General features: G+C 46.5%; 19 protein-coding genes and 3 tRNA genes. 11 read left to right on the top strand and 11 right to left on the bottom strand.

Annotation, left to right across the window (positions count from 1 at the left end; genetic code table 11):
• Positions 1-184 precede the first annotated feature (184 nt).
• A complete protein-coding gene (locus tag QFZ48_RS09965) occupies positions 185-1,354 on the top strand; it encodes a glycoside hydrolase family 76 protein (protein WP_429043519.1) in 1,170 nt (389 codons plus the stop codon).
• Positions 1,355-1,422: 68 nt separating this feature from the next.
• Positions 1,423-2,136, top strand: a complete 714-nt coding sequence (locus QFZ48_RS09960) for a hypothetical protein (protein WP_429043520.1) — start codon at positions 1,423-1,425, stop codon at positions 2,134-2,136.
• Between the two features lie 34 nt (positions 2,137-2,170).
• Here QFZ48_RS09960 and QFZ48_RS09955 read toward each other — a convergent pair whose 3' ends face one another.
• From QFZ48_RS09955 to recD, 4 genes are read right to left on the bottom strand one after another with little or no spacing between them, the layout of a single operon-like run.
• Positions 2,171-3,490 (bottom strand): 3'-5' exonuclease, encoded by a 1,320-nt coding sequence (locus QFZ48_RS09955; protein ID WP_429062143.1) that lies wholly within the window; start codon positions 3,488-3,490, stop codon positions 2,171-2,173.
• Positions 3,471-5,588 (bottom strand): UvrD-helicase domain-containing protein, encoded by a 2,118-nt coding sequence (locus tag QFZ48_RS09950; RefSeq protein WP_429062142.1) that lies wholly within the window; start codon positions 5,586-5,588, stop codon positions 3,471-3,473. The genes QFZ48_RS09955 and QFZ48_RS09950 overlap by 20 nt, the downstream gene beginning before the upstream one ends.
• A complete protein-coding gene (gene recC, locus QFZ48_RS09945) occupies positions 5,585-8,794 on the bottom strand; it encodes an exodeoxyribonuclease V subunit gamma (protein ID WP_429062140.1) in 3,210 nt (1,069 codons plus the stop codon). Before recC ends, QFZ48_RS09950 begins: the two co-directional genes overlap by 4 nt.
• A gap of 45 nt (positions 8,795-8,839) precedes the next feature.
• Positions 8,840-10,657: an exodeoxyribonuclease V subunit alpha gene (recD, locus tag QFZ48_RS09940; RefSeq protein WP_429062139.1), complete on the bottom strand. Its 1,818-nt coding sequence runs from the start codon at positions 10,655-10,657 to the stop codon at positions 8,840-8,842.
• A 97-nt stretch (positions 10,658-10,754) separates the two neighbouring features.
• Between recD and QFZ48_RS09935 the strand changes: the two genes are divergently transcribed.
• Positions 10,755-11,315, top strand: coding sequence for a hypothetical protein (locus QFZ48_RS09935; protein ID WP_429062136.1), 561 nt, complete (start codon positions 10,755-10,757; stop codon positions 11,313-11,315).
• A 23-nt stretch (positions 11,316-11,338) separates the two neighbouring features.
• Positions 11,339-11,734, top strand: a complete 396-nt coding sequence (gene pth2, locus QFZ48_RS09930; RefSeq protein ID WP_429043533.1) for an aminoacyl-tRNA hydrolase — start codon at positions 11,339-11,341, stop codon at positions 11,732-11,734.
• Here pth2 and QFZ48_RS09925 read toward each other — a convergent pair.
• From QFZ48_RS09925 to QFZ48_RS09905, 5 genes are all read right to left on the bottom strand, one after another.
• Positions 11,731-11,979, bottom strand: a complete 249-nt coding sequence (locus QFZ48_RS09925; protein ID WP_429043535.1) for a YwbE family protein — start codon at positions 11,977-11,979, stop codon at positions 11,731-11,733. The two genes, pth2 and QFZ48_RS09925, sit on opposite strands and share 4 nt — an antisense overlap.
• An 18-nt stretch (positions 11,980-11,997) precedes the next feature.
• A complete protein-coding gene (locus QFZ48_RS09920; RefSeq protein ID WP_429043537.1) occupies positions 11,998-13,092 on the bottom strand; it encodes a slipin family protein in 1,095 nt (364 codons plus the stop codon).
• Between the two features lie 482 nt (positions 13,093-13,574).
• Positions 13,575-13,646, bottom strand: a tRNA-Phe gene (locus QFZ48_RS09915).
• A gap of 39 nt (positions 13,647-13,685) precedes the next feature.
• A tRNA-Gln gene (locus tag QFZ48_RS09910) sits at positions 13,686-13,759 on the bottom strand.
• A gap of 7 nt (positions 13,760-13,766) precedes the next feature.
• Positions 13,767-13,839, bottom strand: a tRNA-Ile gene (locus QFZ48_RS09905).
• Positions 13,840-14,737: 898 nt separating this feature from the next.
• Between QFZ48_RS09905 and QFZ48_RS09900 the strand changes: the two genes are divergently transcribed.
• The 3 genes from QFZ48_RS09900 (at position 14,738) to QFZ48_RS09890 (ending at position 15,846) form a co-directional block, all read left to right on the top strand.
• Positions 14,738-15,121, top strand: coding sequence for a response regulator (locus QFZ48_RS09900; protein WP_429043539.1), 384 nt, complete (start codon positions 14,738-14,740; stop codon positions 15,119-15,121).
• Positions 15,118-15,414: a winged helix-turn-helix domain-containing protein gene (locus tag QFZ48_RS09895; RefSeq protein WP_429062135.1), complete on the top strand. Its 297-nt coding sequence runs from the start codon at positions 15,118-15,120 to the stop codon at positions 15,412-15,414. Before QFZ48_RS09900 ends, QFZ48_RS09895 begins: the two co-directional genes overlap by 4 nt.
• Positions 15,415-15,570: 156 nt before the next feature.
• The gene (locus QFZ48_RS09890; protein ID WP_429043544.1) at positions 15,571-15,846 is read left to right on the top strand and encodes a hypothetical protein; all 276 of its coding nucleotides are present in this window, start codon (positions 15,571-15,573) and stop codon (positions 15,844-15,846) included.
• Between the two features lie 541 nt (positions 15,847-16,387).
• Here QFZ48_RS09890 and QFZ48_RS09885 read toward each other — a convergent pair.
• Complete coding sequence (locus QFZ48_RS09885; RefSeq protein WP_429062133.1) at positions 16,388-16,639, bottom strand: hypothetical protein; 252 nt, start codon at positions 16,637-16,639, stop codon at positions 16,388-16,390.
• A 164-nt stretch (positions 16,640-16,803) separates the two neighbouring features.
• On the opposite strand from QFZ48_RS09885, the gene QFZ48_RS09880 reads away from it, so the two are divergent.
• Both QFZ48_RS09880 and QFZ48_RS09875 read left to right on the top strand, forming a co-directional pair.
• A complete protein-coding gene (locus QFZ48_RS09880; RefSeq protein WP_429043548.1) occupies positions 16,804-17,016 on the top strand; it encodes a helix-turn-helix transcriptional regulator in 213 nt (70 codons plus the stop codon).
• 29 nt (positions 17,017-17,045) lie between these two features.
• Positions 17,046-17,762 carry a hypothetical protein gene (locus QFZ48_RS09875; protein ID WP_429043551.1) on the top strand — a complete coding sequence of 239 codons (717 nt, stop codon included), beginning with the start codon at positions 17,046-17,048 and terminating at the stop codon, positions 17,760-17,762.
• A gap of 20 nt (positions 17,763-17,782) precedes the next feature.
• On the opposite strand, the gene QFZ48_RS09870 is transcribed toward QFZ48_RS09875, so the two are convergent.
• Positions 17,783-18,502, bottom strand: a complete 720-nt coding sequence (locus QFZ48_RS09870) for a hypothetical protein (protein WP_429062131.1) — start codon at positions 18,500-18,502, stop codon at positions 17,783-17,785.
• Positions 18,503-18,598: 96 nt separating this feature from the next.
• Between QFZ48_RS09870 and QFZ48_RS09865 the strand changes: the two genes are divergently transcribed.
• Both QFZ48_RS09865 and QFZ48_RS09860 read left to right on the top strand, forming a co-directional pair.
• On the top strand, positions 18,599-19,084 hold the full coding sequence (locus QFZ48_RS09865) for a sigma factor-like helix-turn-helix DNA-binding protein (protein WP_429043557.1): 486 nt from the start codon (positions 18,599-18,601) through the stop codon (positions 19,082-19,084).
• Positions 19,074-19,445, top strand: a complete 372-nt coding sequence (locus QFZ48_RS09860) for a hypothetical protein (RefSeq protein WP_429043559.1) — start codon at positions 19,074-19,076, stop codon at positions 19,443-19,445. The genes QFZ48_RS09865 and QFZ48_RS09860 overlap by 11 nt, the downstream gene beginning before the upstream one ends.
• Positions 19,446-19,502: the final 57 nt, after the last annotated feature.

Raw genomic sequence — 19,502 nt, 5'->3', positions numbered from 1 at the left:
ATTTTTACCGGTTGTAAGTAATTACCGGTTGTATACCTGTCCTCGTATGTGAGCACCTGCGCAAAACCCGGTTCCACTGTTATGAGCGCGCAGGCTCATCCCCTATTGAGTTATACGGCTTTATATACGACTGGCTGAGCACATTGAAAACCTGATATCTTTTTATTCCACAAAACTGAAAAACATGAAAACTCAAACACTTTTCCGCAGCACCTGCATGGCAGTGCTCCTCCTGGCATTTATGGTTACTGGCTGTAAGAAGCCGGAAATGATCAAATCTTCCGAAAATACCCCCGAAGGCACTGCTTCCAGCCTGGTGGCAATTAACTCCGTTCAACCCGTAAAATCTGAAGCGCTGCTGGCAATGCAATGCTACAACAACGCATTTTATCACCAGTACGGCTCCTATGGCCCGTCGTTTAAAGCCTATTACTATTCAGATGTAAACCATACCGGCCGGATGGATTTCTGGCGGCAGGCAGAAGCCATCGAAACCCTGATTGATGCATACAATATCAACAACGATGCAGATCTCAAAAACAAAATGGTGTACCTGTACAACGGTATGCGCGATGCCTATGGCCTGCTCTGGACCTCGAACATCTACAACGACGACGTGATCTGGGGCGCATTAATGTGCATCCGTGCCTTCCAGATCACCAACGACGGCGGCATGAAAGATATGGCCAAAAACAATTTCGATATGGTATGGAACCGCGCATGGGACACCAACCTGGGTGGCGGCCTGTGGTGGACCACCGCCAACAATACCAAAAATGCCTGCGTAAATGCGCCCGCCGCCATTTGCGCTATGTATCTCTACCAGGCTACCGGCGACGCGGCTTATAAAACCAAAGCCAAACAAATCGTCGACTGGATGGTCACTAAGTTGTATGTACCCGGCACCGGCGAGGTGAAAGGCGCCATGAACGCTGCCGGCGTAATTACCGAAGGTGCCCGTACCTATACCCAGGGTACTTTTATCGGCGCCTGTAGCATGCTCCATAACTCCTACCCCTCCAATAACTACAAGGCAATGGGGGCTAAAGCCATGGACTATACGAAAATCAGTATGTGCAATGCACAGGGCCTGCTTCCGGATGAATATGACAACGAAGACTGCCAGGGCTTCAAAGCCATCTTTGCCCGCTGGGCCTGCAGGTTTGTAAAGGACCATAGCTACCAGGGTACTTATGCCTCCTGGCTTAACTACAACGCCGCGGAGGCATGGAACTACCGTAACTCCAATGGTCTTATGTGGGGCCAGTGGTGGCACAGAACCCCGGATAACTACGTGAACTCGTTTGAAACTACCTGCGGCGTAGCTATGATGAATGGCGTCTGGCTGTTTTAATTCCCCGGCTTTTGTTTTTCTTCCGGGAGATAATTAATTTGTGTGAAATAAACCTATATCTAACGGTTATGATGAACACAAAAAGAATCGCACTGCTGCTGCTCGTAATATTTTCAGGCATCATCACACAGGCGCAATCCCTGGAGGATATCGTTAATAAAAACGTGGCGGCACTCGGCGGCGCCGATAAGTTGAAAACACTGAAAACCCAGTATGCAGAGGGTACCATGGAAATGCAGGGAATGAATTTTCCCTTCAAAAGATGGGTGTTGCAAGACAAAGCCATGCGCCTGGAATTTACAGCGATGGGTACCACCAATATCCAGGTGTTAACGGATGCCGGCGGTTGGATGCAGATGCCGGTAATGGGTAAAACTAATCCGGAAGACATGGACTCCGCCACCATTAAGGCGTTGGGCAAACAACTGGATCTGACCGGTGATTTTTACCGCTATAATGAGAAAGGTAACAAACTGGAGCTGCTGTCCGCCGACACAGTGAATGGCGCTAAACTTGCCAAAGTGAAAGTTACCTACACTAACGGCAACGCCACTACCTGCTTTGTAGACCCTGTAACGGGTAATGTGCTGAGAACATCCAATTCGCTGGAAATCCAGGGACAACAGATGGACCTGGTAACAGACATCAGCAATTTCCTGAAAACGGCGGATGGTTATAACTATGGTACCGCTATTTCACAGGAACCAGTAGGTATAAAGATCAACATTACCAAATTGGAAAATAATGTACCAGTGGATGAAAGCATCTTCAAAAAGCCATAAAAGTAAAAGGCTGGTCTTTGCGGACCAGCCTTTCTTATTTTGTAAGTAATGATTCCAGCAACTTTATCTTTTTAAGATCCGGCTTCGTGGTAAATATTCCCTGCCCGCTCACATTCCTGACCCCGCGTACAAAGCAATAGATGACGCCTCCAAATTGCTTCTCATAATTAAAGCCAGGAATCCGGCTTTCCAGGTATTTTTTTACCGCTACCGTATAAATGAAATACTGGAGATGGTAATTGTTTTCGTTCATCGCTGCCGCTAAACCCGCCGCATCGTAGTCGGCCACACTGTTGCCCAGGTAATTCGATTTCCAGTCGAGGATATAATACTTCCCCTGGTGCTCAAAGAACAGGTCTATTTTCCCATTCATAATGCCTTCCAGCTCCTGGCTGCTGTATTCTGAAAACCGTTTTACGCTTATGCTTACCTGGTCGTCTGAAAGATTATTGAGCAGGTTCGACTTAAACACCGGCACCGGGAAATCAAATTCAAATTCTGCCAGCCGCTGCTGCCGCCCTACCGATGCCAGCTGGAAACTGGCGCCATCGATATGTATTGTAGAGTACATCACATGTTGCAGCATTTCGTGCAGCCGTTCGAGATATACCTCCCGCTGGCCGGGCACAAATTTCCGGATGGCTTCTTCCAGCCAGTGTTCCCATTTACTGCTATCGGAGAAGTTGATGCTTTCAAAGATAAAGTGCAGCAGGTTACCGGTTTTAGCACCTCTGCGCAGGGTGGTAAATATAAAGTTATCGTAAGGGTCGGCTTGCAGGAAGGAGCGCACCCGTGGCTGGTGTTCCGGCTTTGCCGCCAGCATGGTATAGCTCATCTTCCGCCAGTTTTGTTCTTTCAATTGAAAGGATACCGGCGCGAGGCTCACTGCCAGCTGGCCTTTGTGGAGCTGCTGGCGATAGCTTTCTGCCGGCGTTTCGGGTACGGGGCCCTGCAGCTGTATCAGGGAGGCATCCGGCGCTTCGGCCGCCAGTGCTTTCAGGAAAACCGACAGCGACGAATCTTTAAAAGCATGATAACAGTTTTTAAAGAGATAACATTTATATACTGCGCGGGTAATGGCTACATATATCAGGCGGCGGTTTTCCTGTTCCTGCTGGTGTTGATAGGCTTTTAACTGCTCTTCCGTGAGCAGGGCTTTTTGTGTGCCCAGGTAATCGCCGGTTGCCGGATCACGGAAACTCACAAATTCAATTTTCGATTTCTCTACAAAATCCAGGAAAGGCGCCATCACTATTTTGTATTCCAGCCCTTTACTTTTATGGATAGTTACTATGTTCACGGCATCTTCATCACTTTCCACGCGCTGTGCATATTCATCTCCATCGGTGGTCATGCCATCGATGCCGCGTTTGAGCCAGGAGATAAAGATCGCGCATGGAAAGGTTTTTCCGGCTTTGCACCTGGTGTACCAGTTCTGATAGCTGGTACAGGTTGGTGATGATCCGTTCGCCGTTTTCAGTGTGGCCATCGAGCAATACCTGGCGCACGCTGAAATCTGCAATAAACTCCATGAGCGCCGTGTACGCACCATCGCGCTGCCATAAGGTGCGGTACTTGGCAAACAGGTCCAGCATGGTTTCATCGTCCAGTTGCAGGATGGTTTGACTGTTGTAGCCGGTAAATGAACCGAGCAATGCGCGGTTAATAGATGAGCGGTCCGGTGTTTCCATCGCTTCCAGCAGGTGCAGTAATTGCTGTGCCTCCGCGGACCTCAGCACCCTGGCTTCGTCGATGGTAACGGCCGGGATGCCCAACTTCGCCAGGGCATGTTTAATGTCCCTGCCTTCCTGCCCTGTGCGCACGAGAATACCAATATCTGACGGAACGATGGAGCGGGAGTCCTCTTTATTTTCTATGCGGTAGTCCTTATTCAGCAGCAGCTGCGCAATTTGCGCGGCTACGCTGTTGCAGATGGTTTCTTTTTTATCGCAGGCAATTACTTCAATAGGTGTATCCGGTGTATTGCCTTTATAGAGATAGCCTTTCTTATTATTATCAGGACTGTGTACTTCTATATAGTCAATGCTGTCGCTTTCCTCCGTGAAATCAAATGTTGGAAAGTCCGGGGTGGGTTTAAAGAATACGTTCATGGCACGGATCATGTTTTCCGACGAGCGGAAATTCTGGTTCATGTCGTAAACATGTTGTACCCCGTTGCGGGCATTGAAATAGGTAAATATGTCGGCTTTGCGCCAGGCGTAAATACTCTGCTTGGGATCACCGATGTAGAACAGGATCGTGTTCTGGCCGAAGGCACGATCGAATATTTCAAACTGTTCTTTATCGGTGTCCTGGAATTCATCCACAAAAACGGCCTTGTATTTATTTTGCAGGGAAGCAATCAGTTCTTCGTTGTTATTCTTTACTAAAGCGGTATGCAGGTTATTGATCAGGTCATCATAGCCCATCATGTTGCTGCGCTCTTTGAAGGCGCGTACCTGTTCGCTGATTTCCTTGATGGCGGCATAATACACCTGCCGGCGGATCAATTGTTGATGCTCCAGCAGTTGTTTGCTGATTTCATCTGCCTGGTCAATTGCCGGTAATAAGTCTGCAAAAACTTTCTCAATGTATTTGGCGCTGCTTCTTTTACTCCGGATCCTTTTTACCAGCAGCTCCGGTTGGGAAATCAGTTCAGGCCATTCTTTCCGGGTATTATGATTGGTAGCACAGGCTGCGGCAAGGTGCGCGTTGTTGGCAGTAATGTATGCATACAACGCTTCGTTCGCTGCCTGTTCTTTTGCCATTAACTGCTGTAGCTCCTGCATCCATTGTTCCTGCAGGGTTTCGCTGATATCGTCGGGAGTATCTTCCCGGTAGCCCAGGAATTTCTTTCCGCTGAGATGTTCTTTGATCACGTTGAGCATCTCCGTTTTCATGTCCTCATCCCAGATCTGTTCCAGCAGGGCAGCGTTGAGCGTGGTTACACTCCTGCGCCAGAATTTATTCAGTTCGTTTTCAATAACCGGCGTGAGATCAGGTACCATGGTGGCGCCAAACAGCTGGTTGGTTTCAAACGCAAATTCATTCAGTGTTTGCTGGCAAAAGCCATGGATGGTAAGTACAGCCGTTTCATCGAGCAACAGGATGGCGTCGCGCAACAGCTGCTGCACGGGGCGCGGATCATCGAAGTCGATTACGCTGAACACCAGGTCCATAATTTTCTGATCGCTGATTTCCTGTCCACGGCTTACTTTGTACGCCTGCCGGATAAACAGCCGGATCCTTTCTTCCAGTTCTGCTACCGCCGCGCGGGTAAAGGTAACCATCAGGATTTCTTTGACAGACAGCTTTTGCTCCAGTATCAACCGTAAAACCAGTATCGCGATGGAGTACGTTTTACCGGTGCCGGCGCTGGCCTCAATGAGGTTGCTGCCTTCCAGCGGAACGGTGCCTGCGTCAAACTGTTTATATATAATGCTATCGATCATTTCTCTTTATCGGGTGTTTCTAAATAAGCCGGCAGCAGGGTTGTTAACGGCAATATCAGCAGCTCATAAATATCGAGGTAGCCGGTTAATGCTTCTTCTTTCTCAAAAAATCCCTGCTCATATACCTGCACGAGATATGGGTCCGGCGATTCCTGCCGGTCGATCATCCCGGATATTTTATCCCTGAACTTTTTAAGGTCCATGGAGAGCCAATCTTTTTCCGTGATTTCCAGGTCGGGATAAAAGGATATTATTTTGCTGAAGCCCGTCTTATAAACTTTTACAATTTCCGTTAATCTCCTCAATGCCTCTTCAGATGTTAACGGGATCGCCTGGAAAGCATCTTCTTTTTTAGCACCGGAAATATAGCAGAGATCTGTTACCACGCCTGCCGCTTTTCCTGCGAGATAACGGAGATAGGCCTCTACCAGGTATTTGCTCTCTTTTTTTGACCACGACACCTGCACCAGGGTTTGATCAAAGATCCGCAGATTTCCTTTCAGCATGCTGTTATCTACCGGTAATTCAACGGTAATGCGTTTTTCTTCCGCGCCTTTGGTAACGGCTTCGTACAGGCTGCGCACGGGTACTACCATTTCTTCCATTTTTTGAATAGAAACGGTAGCCATATTGCGGAGCGGAAGTTTGCCTTTTTTTACCAGCGTGGTTTGCAGTGTATTCTTTTTATCGCCGGCAGCCGGCAGCAGTTCATTTTTAACAGACCATTGCTGCAGCCTGTTGAGACCAAAGATCTCCGTTTCGCTGAGCAGCAGCTGGCTGTCGTTATACCGGATGCCCAGTACTTTATTGTAATAAGCCCGGAAAGGATTTTTAAAGAAGCTGATCAGTTCTTCCAGGGTAATTTCTTCGAAGGTTAAGGGAGTAGTAATTTTATTTTCGTTGAGATATGTTTTTTTGCCGGTATCCTTATTGCTCAGATAGGAAAAAAGACGGCTATCTGTACCGGCATATTTCCTGCTGAAGCTTTGTAAAGGTTGCAATGTAACCAGTTCGCTGCGCACGGCTTCCGGCGCGGCTGTACCGGCTTCTATATAGTCTACCAGTTCGTCTACCAGCACGGATGGCGGAAGGTCCGTATTATCCTTTGCATCTTTCCCGATATAGCTGATATACAGGTATTCCCTTGCTGAAAGCAGGGTTTCGAGGAACAGGTGCTTATCATTTTCCTTCACATTACGGTCGCCTTTTTGCCGGTCTTTTTCCATGAGGTTAAAGCTCGACTTATTTTCACGACGTGGAAACTTATTGTAGTTCAGTCCCATCAGCGCCACCACTTTGAAGGGGATACTGCGCATCGGAATGAGCGAGCAGAAAGTGACGCCGCCGTTTACGAACAATCCTGCGCGGGTGCTGCCGGTAAGCGTGTCCAGGAAGCTGTGGCTAAACACTTCGAAGGTTACTTTTTCGCTCATAAATTCGTTCAGCGCGTTGTAGGCGGTGAGCTGTTTGATGAGGGTGTTATAATCTTCGTCGATATCATCTACTGGTTCGTACACGATATTATGCAATACCCTTTCGGTATAGGCAACCCACTCCACAATGGTGCGTGGGCGCCGCCTGTCGAGGATAGACGACATGAGCACTTCTGCAAAATGGCAGAAGCGGATCACATCGTGCGCGTCGCTGCCTTCGGTAATATCCAACGGGAAGAAGCTGTCTTCCCCGAGGCCGTATTCTTCTTCCCCACTCATGCAAATACCAAACATAATGCGTTGGATACCGTATTGCCAGCTCACGAAATGCGTTTCTTCCTTTTTGCTGCCGTTGATGCCGAAGCGGATATTGGCGGCCTCAATAATCCGGCGGATCAGCACCGGGTCCTGGAGGTTAAAGCGTTTGCGGATATAGGAGAAGTCGAGCAGCTGCATCACGGCTTCCGATTTGAAGTTTTCTTCATTCATGGTGAGGACCGCATGCAGGGCGTTAAAGAGATTGTCGTTGTCGGTGTAACTTTCATCCGCAATCGTATACCGGAAGGTATAAGGCGCGTTGTTGAAAACGGCTTTGATATAGGGCGCATAGGCATCTATATCACTTACCATTACCACGATGTCGCGGGGCGATAAGGCTTCTTTCCGTTGCGCTACCAGGTGTACCAGGTAGTTGTAGAGCACTTCCACTTCGCGGGATACGGTGTAGCAGGCGTTGATGGTAATGGAGCCGTCGCGGATATCCTGCGGTGTGATCAGCTGCCGGTCGGCCGTGGTGGCTGCCGCGGTGAAGATATCGTATTGTATTTTATGCAGGAGACTATCCGGTTCCGGTTCCACGGTATCAATTTCTTCGTAGGCGTTGATGAAGGCATCGTATGTAAAGAAGAGGCCGAAGCTGTCCTGTATAACCCGTCCCCAGCCGGTGAGGAGGGCGTTGCCTGCTTTGGAGTCCTGGATATCTTTGAGACCTTTTTGCCGCCAGCGGGCCAGTTGTTTTTCGTTGCGGTCGTCGAACCAGAATACAACCGGAGAAGGGTTGATGATATGAAAATGCACGTCTATAAAAGACGACAGTTCGTGCAATATTTTTACGTGATAAGCGGTGATGATGGATAAGCCAAACAGGTGTACGACCGGCATGCGGGTGAGCAGTCCTGTTTTCGGGCTGTTGCTGCGGAGGGCGTCGAGGATAAAATTCCCTACGATGGTTTTATCCGGAAGCGAGCCGCCGGAGAGTTGTTTTACTTTTACCCACAGCCAGTGTTGCCATCCGGCGGTGGCCAGTTCGGGGGTATCGGTAAAGGTCCATGCCTGGATCATTTCCGGGCGGTACACCTGGTACTGGTCAAACAGATCGGCTACTTTTTCTGCGAGGGCCATACGTTTCAGGTCACTTTCCGTTTCATCGGCCGTATAGTAGGCGGCAACTTTCGGGTATTTGGCGATGAACTCTTCCTGGCCGAGCAGTTTAAATACCAGCCAGCTGAGGTTTTGCGGCGACAGCACTTCTGAATGCGGCCCTCCCAGCACTACGTACAGCTGGTAGAGCAGGTCGTTGGGCTTCATGAAGCGGCAGTTGGCTGCAATGCCCAGGTGGCTGGCCAGCTGGAGTTTCAGCCAGTTGTTCATCCCTTCCGTTTGGGTAATGATATAGTGAGGCTGGAACACACTGTTGCCTGCATCGCGGAGGTTTTGCGCCAGTCCGGATGATAAACTGTTCAGTGAGTTCGAAACTTTTAAAAACAATGCCATTGATAAGTCCTTTGTTTGCACTCCGCCATTCCCGAAGCAGGTGATTTAATTTGCAGCTGCATTCACTTCCCTGAACCTCGAGGCGATGCCGGAGGCCCTTTCCACGAAGCGTTCTGCTGCCATGAGTATTACCTCCGGCGTTCCCTGTACATACACTTTATTTTTTGCACGGCTTACAGCGGTGTACAACAGCTCCCTGGTGAGAATGGGTACATCGGTGGTATCCGGCAACAATACCAGTACTTCTCCGAATTCGGAGCCCTGGCTTTTATGGATGGTCATGGCAAAGGCGGTTTCCGCCTGGGTTAAATAGCCGGGCAGCACGGCTTTTAAGGCGCCGGTGCTGTCTTCAAACCAGGCCATGAGCACACCATTTTCATCTGCACGAATGATGCCGGTATCGCCATTGAACAAGCCATGTTCATAATAGTTACGGGTAAGGATCACCGGCCGGTTTTCATAGAATTCCCCATTGGCGGTGATGAGTTTTTTATCGAACAGATATTTTTCTATTTGTTTGTTTACGGCGTAAAGTCCCTGCGGCCCTTCCCTTACGGCAGTGAGTACACGCTGCGCGTTCAGGAGCTTGAGCGCGGCCGCGATATCCTTTTCTGCGATGAAAGCGGCGTAGCCGGCAATGAAGTCTTCGAACAGCGGTACCGAAGCATCCGGGTCAACGACTACCTGTTCATCTGCCGAAGGCGGAAAAAAAGAAGTTATTACCGGTACATTATTACTGATGATAGCCTTACTGAATTTACCAATGCCTTTGTCGCCGGTGAAACGGTGACTGCGCCGCAGTTCCACGAGATGCTGGAACAACGGGTGATGATCATCGTTTTGTTCTGCTTCGGCGGGAATCTGCCGGTTTTGTTCCGGTATAAAACTATTGATCAGCTGCCGGCGCCCGGAAGTAAAGCGGTTCAGGTGTTCCTGTGCCTGGCAGAGGTCTCCGAACAGGCTGCCTGCTTCCACGGAGGCCAGCTGGTCTTTGTCGCCCAGCAAAATAAGGCGCGTATCCGGATGGATGGCGTCCAGCAGTTTGGCAAACAGGGCCACATCTATCATGGAGCACTCATCGATGATCACTACATCGTAGTTGAGCGGGTTATCTTTATTGTGCCTGAAATACGGGCTGCCATTAACAGACTTCAGCAAACGGTGTATGGTAGCCGGTTGCAGCTGCCCGAACTTTTCAGAGATGGGCGCATCTACTTCGATAGTAGTATTGCGCAGGCTTTCCGCCATACGGGCGGCAGCTTTACCGGTAGGCGCGGCGAGCGCTACTTTCAGCGCCGGATCGGTGGCAAACAGGATGGCCAGTATTTTAGCGACGGTAGTGGTTTTCCCGGTACCCGGGCCGCCGGTGATGATGGTAAAATTATTCAGCACCCCGGTGATGGCGGCGGCCAGCTGCCAGTCGGCCGGATCGTTATTATCATTGCTGCCAGTGGCGGCAAATAGTTTACTGATCAGCGGTTGCTGTTGTTGCAACAGGGCAATCCTTTCAGGCAATTGTGTTTTTTCCTTTACCAGGAATTGCCTGATACTTTGAAGGAATGCGGTTTCATACCGGAAATAGCGTTGCAGGTACAGCCGGTTCTGGTAAATTACAAAGGGTTGTTTATCGTTGCCCTCCGTGCCTACCAGTGGAATACTTTCCAGCAATTGATTGCTGGTTTCTATTTTCTGGTAGGATTCCGGGAGATTTTCTTTTTCTGCGGCTATTTTATCGAGATGAAGACAGATGTGCCCTTCGCTGCCTTTCTTTGATAACAGATAAGCGTACGGTTTCAGCGCCGGTATATCAAAATACTCGGCAAATTGCTGGTGTACATCATTCAGGGTGGGTATGTTTCGCATTCTTATCTGGACACTTGAAAAGATTAAAGTACAACTTTTTCTGCTTCCCCTGAAACACTATATATTGTGGGGATTCTAAACCTATTTTCTATACACTATGACAAAGAAATTGCTAACCCTTAGCACCATCTTTTTATTATTTATTTGTTTGCATGCCAGCGCCCAGGAAGATCTCTGGAGAAAACCAGGTCAGTTGAAAGCAAATATTTCCCTGGTGGGTGCTAATGTAAATTACGAATTGCGTTTGTTAAAATATGCCACCCTTAACCTGGAAGCGGGAATTGAAATGGGAGTTTCCTATTCTAATGGTAGCTATTTAGGAGAAGAATGGGAGTTTGCGCTTTACCCGGTTTTTTCGGCAGAGTTTCGGCAGTACTATGGTATTGCCCGGCGGGCTGAGCGGAATAAGCGGATAGATAACAATGCCGGGAATTTTTTCAGTTTCACGGGAGGTTACCAGGGCAGTCCTATTACGACTACGGACTATTATTCTCCCCGAGGCACGGCTGTTTTTACACCAGCGTGGGGAATGCAGCGCAGTTGGGGCCGTCATTTCAGTTTTGAAGCCCGCTTCGGCGTTTCTTTTGTGCCGGACGATGGTTATAGTAATTCGGTGTATCCCAGTGCACGCATCAACTTTGGCTATGTAATTTTGTAAATTAGCTGCTTAAACAGTGAGATATGTCATCCAGGATAGTTAAGCAGGTAATAGTGATGCGCAAGGATTTGAATATGCGCAAGGGAAAAATGATTGCACAGGGCGCCCATGCTTCCATTGCTTTTTTGACGCGCCATGCTACCATCGACGGGCATACGTTGCAAACCAATATCAGGAATCCGGAAGAGGTATCGGAGTGGATGACGAAAGGTTTTACAAAGATTTGTTTGTCGGTAGATTCTGAAGAAGACCTGGAAAGGGTATACCAACAGGCGGTGGAAGATGGTCTGAATGCCACGTTGATTACGGATTCGGGGTTAACAGAATTTGGTGGTGTGCCCACCAAAACCTGTTGTGCCATCGGGCCTAATTCAAATGAGGAGATAGACCGGATCACGAAGGACCTGAAGTTGCTTTAGTCTTCGTCTCCTACCACATCCGTTTCTACAACCCTACCTACCTGTCCGTCTTCCAGCCGTACTTTGATACCGCGGGAATGATAAGCGGCAGAGGTGAGCAGATCCTTTACAATGCCATAGGTTTTTTTACCGCTGCGTTGATCTTTCTTCAGGATGATGGCCACTTCCAGGCCAGGGTAGATATCTTTTCTATATTGTCCGTCCATAACTGCAAAGCTATGAATTTTATAAAAACGGTGGATCATATGCTGACCCACCGTTTTTTATTTAGGGATGAAGATTTGCCGCAGCTGATCTATCAGTACACCATTTCCGCTGACGCTGATGCTGTTGATCTTTTCCGCGATTTTTTCCACATACTCCATTTCCTTCAATTTAAACAGCATGGGATTGTCTTCCATGAGTTTGGCGGTATTGAGCAGGCTCCTGGTGCTGGCAGTTTCTTCCCTTCGCATGATGATATTGGCTTGTGCTTTCTTTTCGGCTACCAGTACCTGGTTCATGATGTCTTTTACATCACCTGGCAGGATGATATCCCGGATACCGAAGCTGGTCACGTTAATGCCGAGAACTTCCGCCTTTGTGCTTACTGCTTTCAGTATAGCCGGCGCGAGGGTATCTTTCTTTTCCAGCAATTCATCGAAGTTCAGGGCTGCGATATATTCCCGCAAAGCCAGCTGGAACTGTACATACAGCTGCCGTTCGTATTCCTTGTTTTGTAACACGGCTTTATTGATATCTGTAACCCGGTACTGTGCCCATGCGTTGATTCGCAGTGCTGCTTTGTCTTTGGTCAGGATTTCCTGTCCATTTACTTCCACCTGTAACTGCCGGGTATCTATTTTACTAACGGTGATAGTGATGTTATTCTTCCACCAGCAATAAACGCCTGGGTACAGGGTCATGGCATACTTACCATCTACCAGCATCACGGCCTGTTCGTGGTTTTCCACGCTGAAGGTTCTTACGTAAGGCGCTACCAGCCGGTGGCACAAGGTAGACCGGTCTATATTTTCAGTGATCGCTATTTTAGCGATATCTGCGCGAACAAATTTGTTGTCGATGATATTTTTCCAGAAGGCATACCTGCCGGCGGTCAATACCTGCTTCAGTAATCCATTTTCGTAGTGCAGCACAATTTCAGTTTCTTTTACTTCCACTACCTGCAATGCGTTGGTGACGTCTGCATCCTGCAGGAGGATGTTCAGTTCTACCGGAGCGATGAATGGCTTGTTGATATCGTAGATGGTTACATCTTCGTTAATCAGCCAGTGGCGGCCTACCGGCAGCATTCGCTGGTAAACGCCGTTTTTAAAAACCAGGCCTCTTTCGTAGGCGTTGATGGTAACTCTTTTCATTTTCTTTCATTTTGGGGGTGTTGATAAATAAAGCCAGTGCTGTTGCCCGGATGATGAACACGGAAAACCAGGTGTTGATCAGTGCTTATTCATCAGTTAGGGCGGAAGTGCTAAGTGATGATAAGGGGTTGATGTAGTCCTTGTTTGCAGGTGTTTACCCTCCTGCCGGCATCATCCTTTTGATGAGGCGGCGGGACGGTGAGCCCTGGCTTTGTTTGTTGTTGTAAAGGATTCCAAGTCCTTCTGTGATTGTCTATTGCTCTAACCAATGAGCTACCGTTTTTCAAGAACGGAAAGGATTCGAACCTTCTACCCACAGACTATGTATGCGGGAACAGTGTTTTGCGGCAACAGCATACAGCTCGTTATTACGGCTGCACTGCGGAGTAGTATGATACTCCTGCCTGGGTTGCTTTGAAGAACATCTGTCCCCGTCTTCCTGTTGAGGAAGCTTTTTTAGCAAATGCTTTCCATTTGCGGGGTGGATGAAGCAGGAGTCGAACCTGCACGGGCGGTGCTTCAAACCGCTGCTCTACCATTGGAGCTATTCATCCGGGTTGTGAGTAGCTACGCTGCTTACTCACTGTCTTTAGTAACCCTGATTGGACTCGAACCAATAACCTTCTGCTCCAAATGCAGACGCGCTAACCAATTGTGCCACAGGGCTTTTTGTGTAGTCCGGATTGGAGTTGAACCAATAGCCAGCTGCGTATAAGACAGGCGCCCTAACCTTTGATCTACCGGACTGTTTTGCGTCTGTGCTTCTGCGGCGGCTCTTATCAGGCATAAAAAAAACCGGGCGTTCAGCACGACCGGTTTCTACGTATATACATAAGCGTTACTTATGTTCGTCGACACCGGTGTCGTTGATGAAATATTTCATAGCGATAGCAAACCGATAACAGTGGTTTGTTATGATCGTTACTAAATTGTATGTTATGAGTATGCATTTGCATGCGCATTTTTAGTTTTTAGTACAAATAAAAAGCCCCGCAATCTCTTGCGGGGCCTGTGTTATATCGAATTCGTTATTTCAACTTATTCTTCAGCATAACATGCCCCGCCACTGGTATAGCCTGGTATCAGACTAAACTGGTGTTTTGATTGTATGTTAAAAATTGAGCGGTACATGTTTGTTGTTTTTTTGTTGATGCAAAGGTGAGTATATTTTTTTAATATCTCCAAATAAATTTTAAAAATATTTTTTGGGTAGATAAATAAGGCAGCATTTATAAGCAGGGAGAATTCGTTTATGCGTATACTTTATTTCATGTTAAACTGGTGTTTATTAATGAAATGTAAATACCTGGCGCATTAACAAATATTTCGGACTGCTAACTTTATCAAATGTTTGTTAATGCTGATTAACAAATGAAGCTCATGTATACTTACGAAACCCTTTATTGTAGTAGATTTTGTTGTTCTGATAATTTAAACTGCACTTTGATTTTTAGAATTAAATTTTTCCGTTAAGATTTCGGGTTTAGTGATGAATAGTTTTTTTCTTTGAGTTATTAATCGGAGTGTATGAGAGATTATCATAAATATATTTCAGGTAAACGGAAAGCATATACGATTATGCTGACGCCTTGCCGTTCAGCACTCTTAGCTAATTTATTATCACCTGTAATCCATTTAACCTTCTATGAAACACCGCATTCTACATGCCGATGACGACACCATATTTTCCGGCATTGTAAAAAAAATCCTCCATCAGCAAGGACTTGAAGTTTATAGCGCTTTTGACGGAGAGCACGCATGGATGCTGTTTAATGAAATGTCATTTCATTCCTGTTTGTTGGATATTATGATGCCCCGCATGAATGGGATTGATCTTGGTGAACGTATACGTAGCAGGGATAGCCAGATACCTATCTTCTATTTATCCGGTGAAGATCTGGCACTGGTATCAGCAGAAGTATTTGGCAGAGGTGGTGCAAATGGCTATTTCCCTAAAACTTTTAACCTGCGTGAGTTGACAGGCAGATTGCAGGCGTCTCTTATCTACACCAATAATTACATCTTATGAAAGGAACTATAAGGGTGCCTTATTATTCTCCCGGAGATAATGAGTTTTACGGCTCCCACGGAAGGCCAAGAAAAGTTGCACCGGAAATTAAGAAGGTTTACAGATGCCTCTATGATAACCGCAATGAACTAATAAGCATGGAAGCAATTATGGATACGGTTTTCGGAAAGGAGCATCACGATATTAATAAATTGTACGTATACATATCCAGGCTCAAGCGCATTATTAAAGATCACCCGGGTTCAAGAATTCATAATGTACGTGGTAAAGGGTATAAATTAATTGTGCCATGACTTCCTGTTGCCGCAAGGTTTTTTTGCCTATTTATCCCAATATTTTTTGTGTTGTTGGTGTGTTTTCCTAACCAGATATTTTATTATATTCGTTACTGTTTAGTAAACCCAAAATATAACCGTTAACCAAATTTATTTACTACAAAATTATTAACCATGAAACTCCACAGAACATTGCATCATCCTGATGGTGGGCGTTCATTAGCAGAATATGAAATAAGAGACAATAATGTTTTTACCACTATCCACCACGCGGGCGGATCCCGTTCCCTACCCTGGTATGAGGTGCGGGAGGATAAACTATATCCTACGATTCACCATCCGCATGGCTGGAGTTCTTTTCCCTGGTTTGAAATCAATGGTACCAGTATCCGGCCATCCATTCACCACCCAAAGGGCTGTGACGGCTTGCCGTGGTATAGAATTGTATAACCTCTGAAGATAATGGGTTTATGGAACTAGCCTGGCAGTGATGCCGGGCTTTTTTGTGGAGGGGCAAATAGCGGGCTGTAGCTGGTTTACGCCCTGTATTCTTAATACTGCTGCTATACTTCCTGGATACTTCTCGGATACTTCTCAGTTACTTAGGAGTAGCTATGTGTCGTACTCCCCATATAGTCCCTATATAGTCCCTATATAGTTCCCATACACTTCCCATACACTCCTCATACACTCACAATACACTTCCCATACACTCCCAATACACTATGCCTCCTAGTTTAGGGTTGAATAGTCCTGAAATAGGTTTACACCTGTTTTCTTAAATCCTGCATTTGGCTTACAGGTAAGTTTCGACAATTTTACAAATAAGCATTGACTCCGGCAACCGGATCTTGTCATTTGCGCCCAGATCCAGATGTTTGCAAGCCAACTGCATACCTCTATGCAGCCCGCTTTGGGGTCAATGCTGCTCATTTGAAATGGAATTGATATCAGAGGGATATTACCAGCGCTTCGTTATTATTTGCCGCCTTTAGCTTAAAAGATAATTGGCGTCCAATAGTCTCAGCAATTCATTGTAAAGTAAAAGCAGGTCAGCCCTGTGTTGGGCGTCCTCATATTGAGTGTCCTCCGCAGCGAGTGTTTCTGAAAGCCACAGCCACAGTGTTTGTCGTGCTGCAGCAGGAGAGAACAGCTCACAAAAGCGGTTAATGGCGAGCATGGGATCAACAGATTCCGGCCCGGATAAGTGTGTGTAATGAAAAAAGGATCGGGAGGTTTGCATAACAATAGATTTTTATTGTGCGCTAAGATAGTAAAAATGTAATAATAAATGTGATTATGCGTATTATTTATTGTGATAATCTGCTTATTTGTGTGATTTTTATGCTGTCATAATGATTGTGTTTCTGCTTATATTGATGAAAAATATGCTTATAAGGCAGTAATATGGGTGATAAAGTATTCAATAGAATAAAAGCAGTGCTCGCTGAAAAAGGAAAAACAAATAATTGGTTAGCAGAAACTTTAGATATGAATCGGAATACCGTTTCTAAATGGTGTACGAATCAAATGCAACCGACGGTGGAAACTCTTTTTAAGATTGCAGAAGCATTGGACGTTGAAGCAAGAGAATTGCTGGTATTAAGAAAAACCAAATAATCTACTCCTGACCCAAGTGATCGCATTAAATGTTACATAAAGAAAGTCTTGCCCTCCTTCGCCAACAAATCCCCATTGGCGCCCGTCATGGTCTTAACCTGCTTAATCAAACAAATGGAAACGTAGAGCAAGCAAGGCTGTTATTTGAAGCCGAAATGGTCCAGGTTATCGTGAATAAAACGGCCGTCTCACCAGAAATAGCCAGGAAGCATTTGATAATCCATAATTATGATATTGCGCAAACCATCTCCAGTATTGACGAGGAGCGCTTTACCTTATCCCAGCGCATCTTAAAAAAAGCAAAGAATAATAAAGAAGAAGCCTTAACCCTCATCGTACAAAGCATTGAATCCACAGAGAATATCCAGCGGAAATTTTGGCTGCCTTTGGAAGAACTGGGACATTTACCCCCTCATGTATATTGTTTGTTAATACTGCACGATTTTTTAAGTTATGAAGATTGGGAAGGCTTTAGCAGCGCTATTTACTTTCATCCGGATATAGTTGTTTCGCAGCTGGAAACGATGCTTAACCTACCGCAGGTTGCGGATCATTTGCGCATTGCAAGGAAATGTAGCGATGAAATTTATCAGCAATATAAAGGCCAAACAGAATCGGTAATTGCCAATAAAATGGCTGGAGATGCGGAGTTTTCTCAACACGAGTCAGGATTTATGGCCGGAAGATCGTTGATCGTTGACCGGCTGTACAATATGGTGGTGGATAATATTGGGTTGTTTCCCTGAACCTAATCGGACCTGGAATTTTAAATCGGTAAATCAGTCCAGGCCACCGTTGCTCTAAGCTGCTGCAAATTATCAATATGCTTTTGTAAGTGTAGGAGAAAGCCATTTGCTACCAGTACATTCTGTTGGGTCAGTCTGACTAATGCTTCCTGCGGACCGATATCCCAGATCTTCATGAGGTATTTGGCCACCTTTACTTTGTTGGGGCCGGCGTTTGTAATCACCAGTTTTCCGTACCGGAGCAATGCAGGGTCTATTTCTGTGCTTTCCGCTTCTTCATCGTCCCATTCCTGTATGGTCGTGTGAAGTTCTAACCAGAAAGGATTCCGGATATCTGTAGAATGCTCCACAAGTTGAAGGCAGGCGGTTTTATCTTTACCAGCCTTTTCCATCTTTTCCAAAAAGTGGCCCAAAGAAACAATATTGAAACCGAGGGGAATGGCATCCCATCGCCCCGCTCCATGCAGTGCATAATAAACCGGAAAGCTGGAAGCTTCTTCGTTCAGGTCAATAAAAAAAGGATCATCCATCTCGTTGAGAGCTATGACGTACCAGCCGGGCTGCCATTCACCTTCTTTAGTTGAAGTCAGATCTTCCCCCGAAAGACCGTGATACCTGAAACCGCTTTGAAATTCCTCCCATTCCTCCTTTTTGGGGTAATGAAAGGGCAATAACATGGTGCGTGTCTCTGTTTGGTTTTCGATAAACTGCAGAATAAGCTGTGGGATGTTCAATGGCATTATTAGTATGACTTGTCTTGAAATGATATACAAATATAAATATAGAATACCTATCACCCTTTGCTAATCCCCTCTTTTCTCCCTATTTTTACTATAATGTCCACGCACCTACCAAAACAATCTCACCTCCAACTGAAGTCATTATTTGACCTGCTATACCTGCGCCTTTGCCGGTTTGCTGATCTTTTGATCGCGGATTCCGCCCTGGCAGAGGATATCGTGCAAAAAGTGTTTATAAATTATGAGCATGAAGACGATGATTTCCCGGCCATCAAAATGTTCCTGTACAAAGAAGTGCTGAATGCCTGCCACGCGCATAAAGCGGGTATAAAAGCTGCCTTTATAAGGGCGGAAGTAGGCGGGGAAATAAACCGGGCTATCGCTGCACTGCCGGAGGGCTGCAGTAAAGTTTTCAAGCTTAGCTATGTGGAGGAACTGAGAAACGAAGAGATTGCGGCAGAGATGTCGATGCCGGTAAGCTGGGTGAAAACCCAGAAAGCAAGGGCACAGGAGTTATTGCACTGGCGACTGAAGCCGGAAACTTTTCTCGTATTAAACTTCTTCTTATCCATTGCAGAATAATCTGGAATCATATTACCACCGGTCCCGGTTAATAATAAAGTATTGGGAAAACGCACTTTCAGCAGCGGAAAGTGAGGAGCTGGAGGCGTGGATAGATGCCAGTGAGGAGAACCAGCTGTTGTTTGCGGAGTTAAGCAAGGAAGCCACTTTGAAGGAAGAGTTGAAACAGATGGGCAACTATTATCCGCAGCAGGCCTGGAAGAAAATTCAAGCCGCAAGAAAGGAAAGAAAACAGGTGCCCTGGGCAGGGGTGGTTGCCACGTTAATTATGTTGCTGCTGGCCATTACGTTGAAGTGGTGTTATCTCCGCGAGGCGCTGCCTGCCGATAAAAAGATAGAGAATAGGGGTACCAGCCGTTGAGCTGCGTCCTGTAGTGAAAGAGGGATTTCCTCTTCTTTCCGCCATAGGTTTTTATGA

The sequence above is a fragment of the Chitinophaga sp. W2I13 genome (assembly GCF_050434005.1).
Taxonomy (GTDB): domain Bacteria; phylum Bacteroidota; class Bacteroidia; order Chitinophagales; family Chitinophagaceae; genus Chitinophaga.
Note: the sequence above shows the minus strand (reverse complement) of the source record. Positions and strands in the feature narration are given on the sequence as shown.

Coding starts and splice junctions, on each gene's coding strand:
- QFZ48_RS09965 (WP_429043519.1), top strand. CDS start 185: ATGAAAACTCAAACACTTTTCCGCAGCACCTGCATGGCAGTGCTCCTC.
- QFZ48_RS09960 (WP_429043520.1), top strand. CDS start 1,423: ATGATGAACACAAAAAGAATCGCACTGCTGCTGCTCGTAATATTTTCA.
- QFZ48_RS09955 (WP_429062143.1), bottom strand. CDS start 3,490: ATGACCACCGATGGAGATGAATATGCACAGCGCGTGGAAAGTGATGAA.
- QFZ48_RS09950 (WP_429062142.1), bottom strand. CDS start 5,588: ATGATCGATAGCATTATATATAAACAGTTTGACGCAGGCACCGTTCCG.
- recC (WP_429062140.1), bottom strand. CDS start 8,794: ATGGCATTGTTTTTAAAAGTTTCGAACTCACTGAACAGTTTATCATCC.
- recD (WP_429062139.1), bottom strand. CDS start 10,657: ATGCGAAACATACCCACCCTGAATGATGTACACCAGCAATTTGCCGAG.
- QFZ48_RS09935 (WP_429062136.1), top strand. CDS start 10,755: ATGACAAAGAAATTGCTAACCCTTAGCACCATCTTTTTATTATTTATT.
- pth2 (WP_429043533.1), top strand. CDS start 11,339: ATGTCATCCAGGATAGTTAAGCAGGTAATAGTGATGCGCAAGGATTTG.
- QFZ48_RS09925 (WP_429043535.1), bottom strand. CDS start 11,979: ATGATCCACCGTTTTTATAAAATTCATAGCTTTGCAGTTATGGACGGA.
- QFZ48_RS09920 (WP_429043537.1), bottom strand. CDS start 13,092: ATGAAAAGAGTTACCATCAACGCCTACGAAAGAGGCCTGGTTTTTAAA.
- QFZ48_RS09900 (WP_429043539.1), top strand. CDS start 14,738: ATGAAACACCGCATTCTACATGCCGATGACGACACCATATTTTCCGGC.
- QFZ48_RS09895 (WP_429062135.1), top strand. CDS start 15,118: ATGAAAGGAACTATAAGGGTGCCTTATTATTCTCCCGGAGATAATGAG.
- QFZ48_RS09890 (WP_429043544.1), top strand. CDS start 15,571: ATGAAACTCCACAGAACATTGCATCATCCTGATGGTGGGCGTTCATTA.
- QFZ48_RS09885 (WP_429062133.1), bottom strand. CDS start 16,639: ATGCAAACCTCCCGATCCTTTTTTCATTACACACACTTATCCGGGCCG.
- QFZ48_RS09880 (WP_429043548.1), top strand. CDS start 16,804: ATGGGTGATAAAGTATTCAATAGAATAAAAGCAGTGCTCGCTGAAAAA.
- QFZ48_RS09875 (WP_429043551.1), top strand. CDS start 17,046: ATGTTACATAAAGAAAGTCTTGCCCTCCTTCGCCAACAAATCCCCATT.
- QFZ48_RS09870 (WP_429062131.1), bottom strand. CDS start 18,502: ATGCCATTGAACATCCCACAGCTTATTCTGCAGTTTATCGAAAACCAA.
- QFZ48_RS09865 (WP_429043557.1), top strand. CDS start 18,599: ATGTCCACGCACCTACCAAAACAATCTCACCTCCAACTGAAGTCATTA.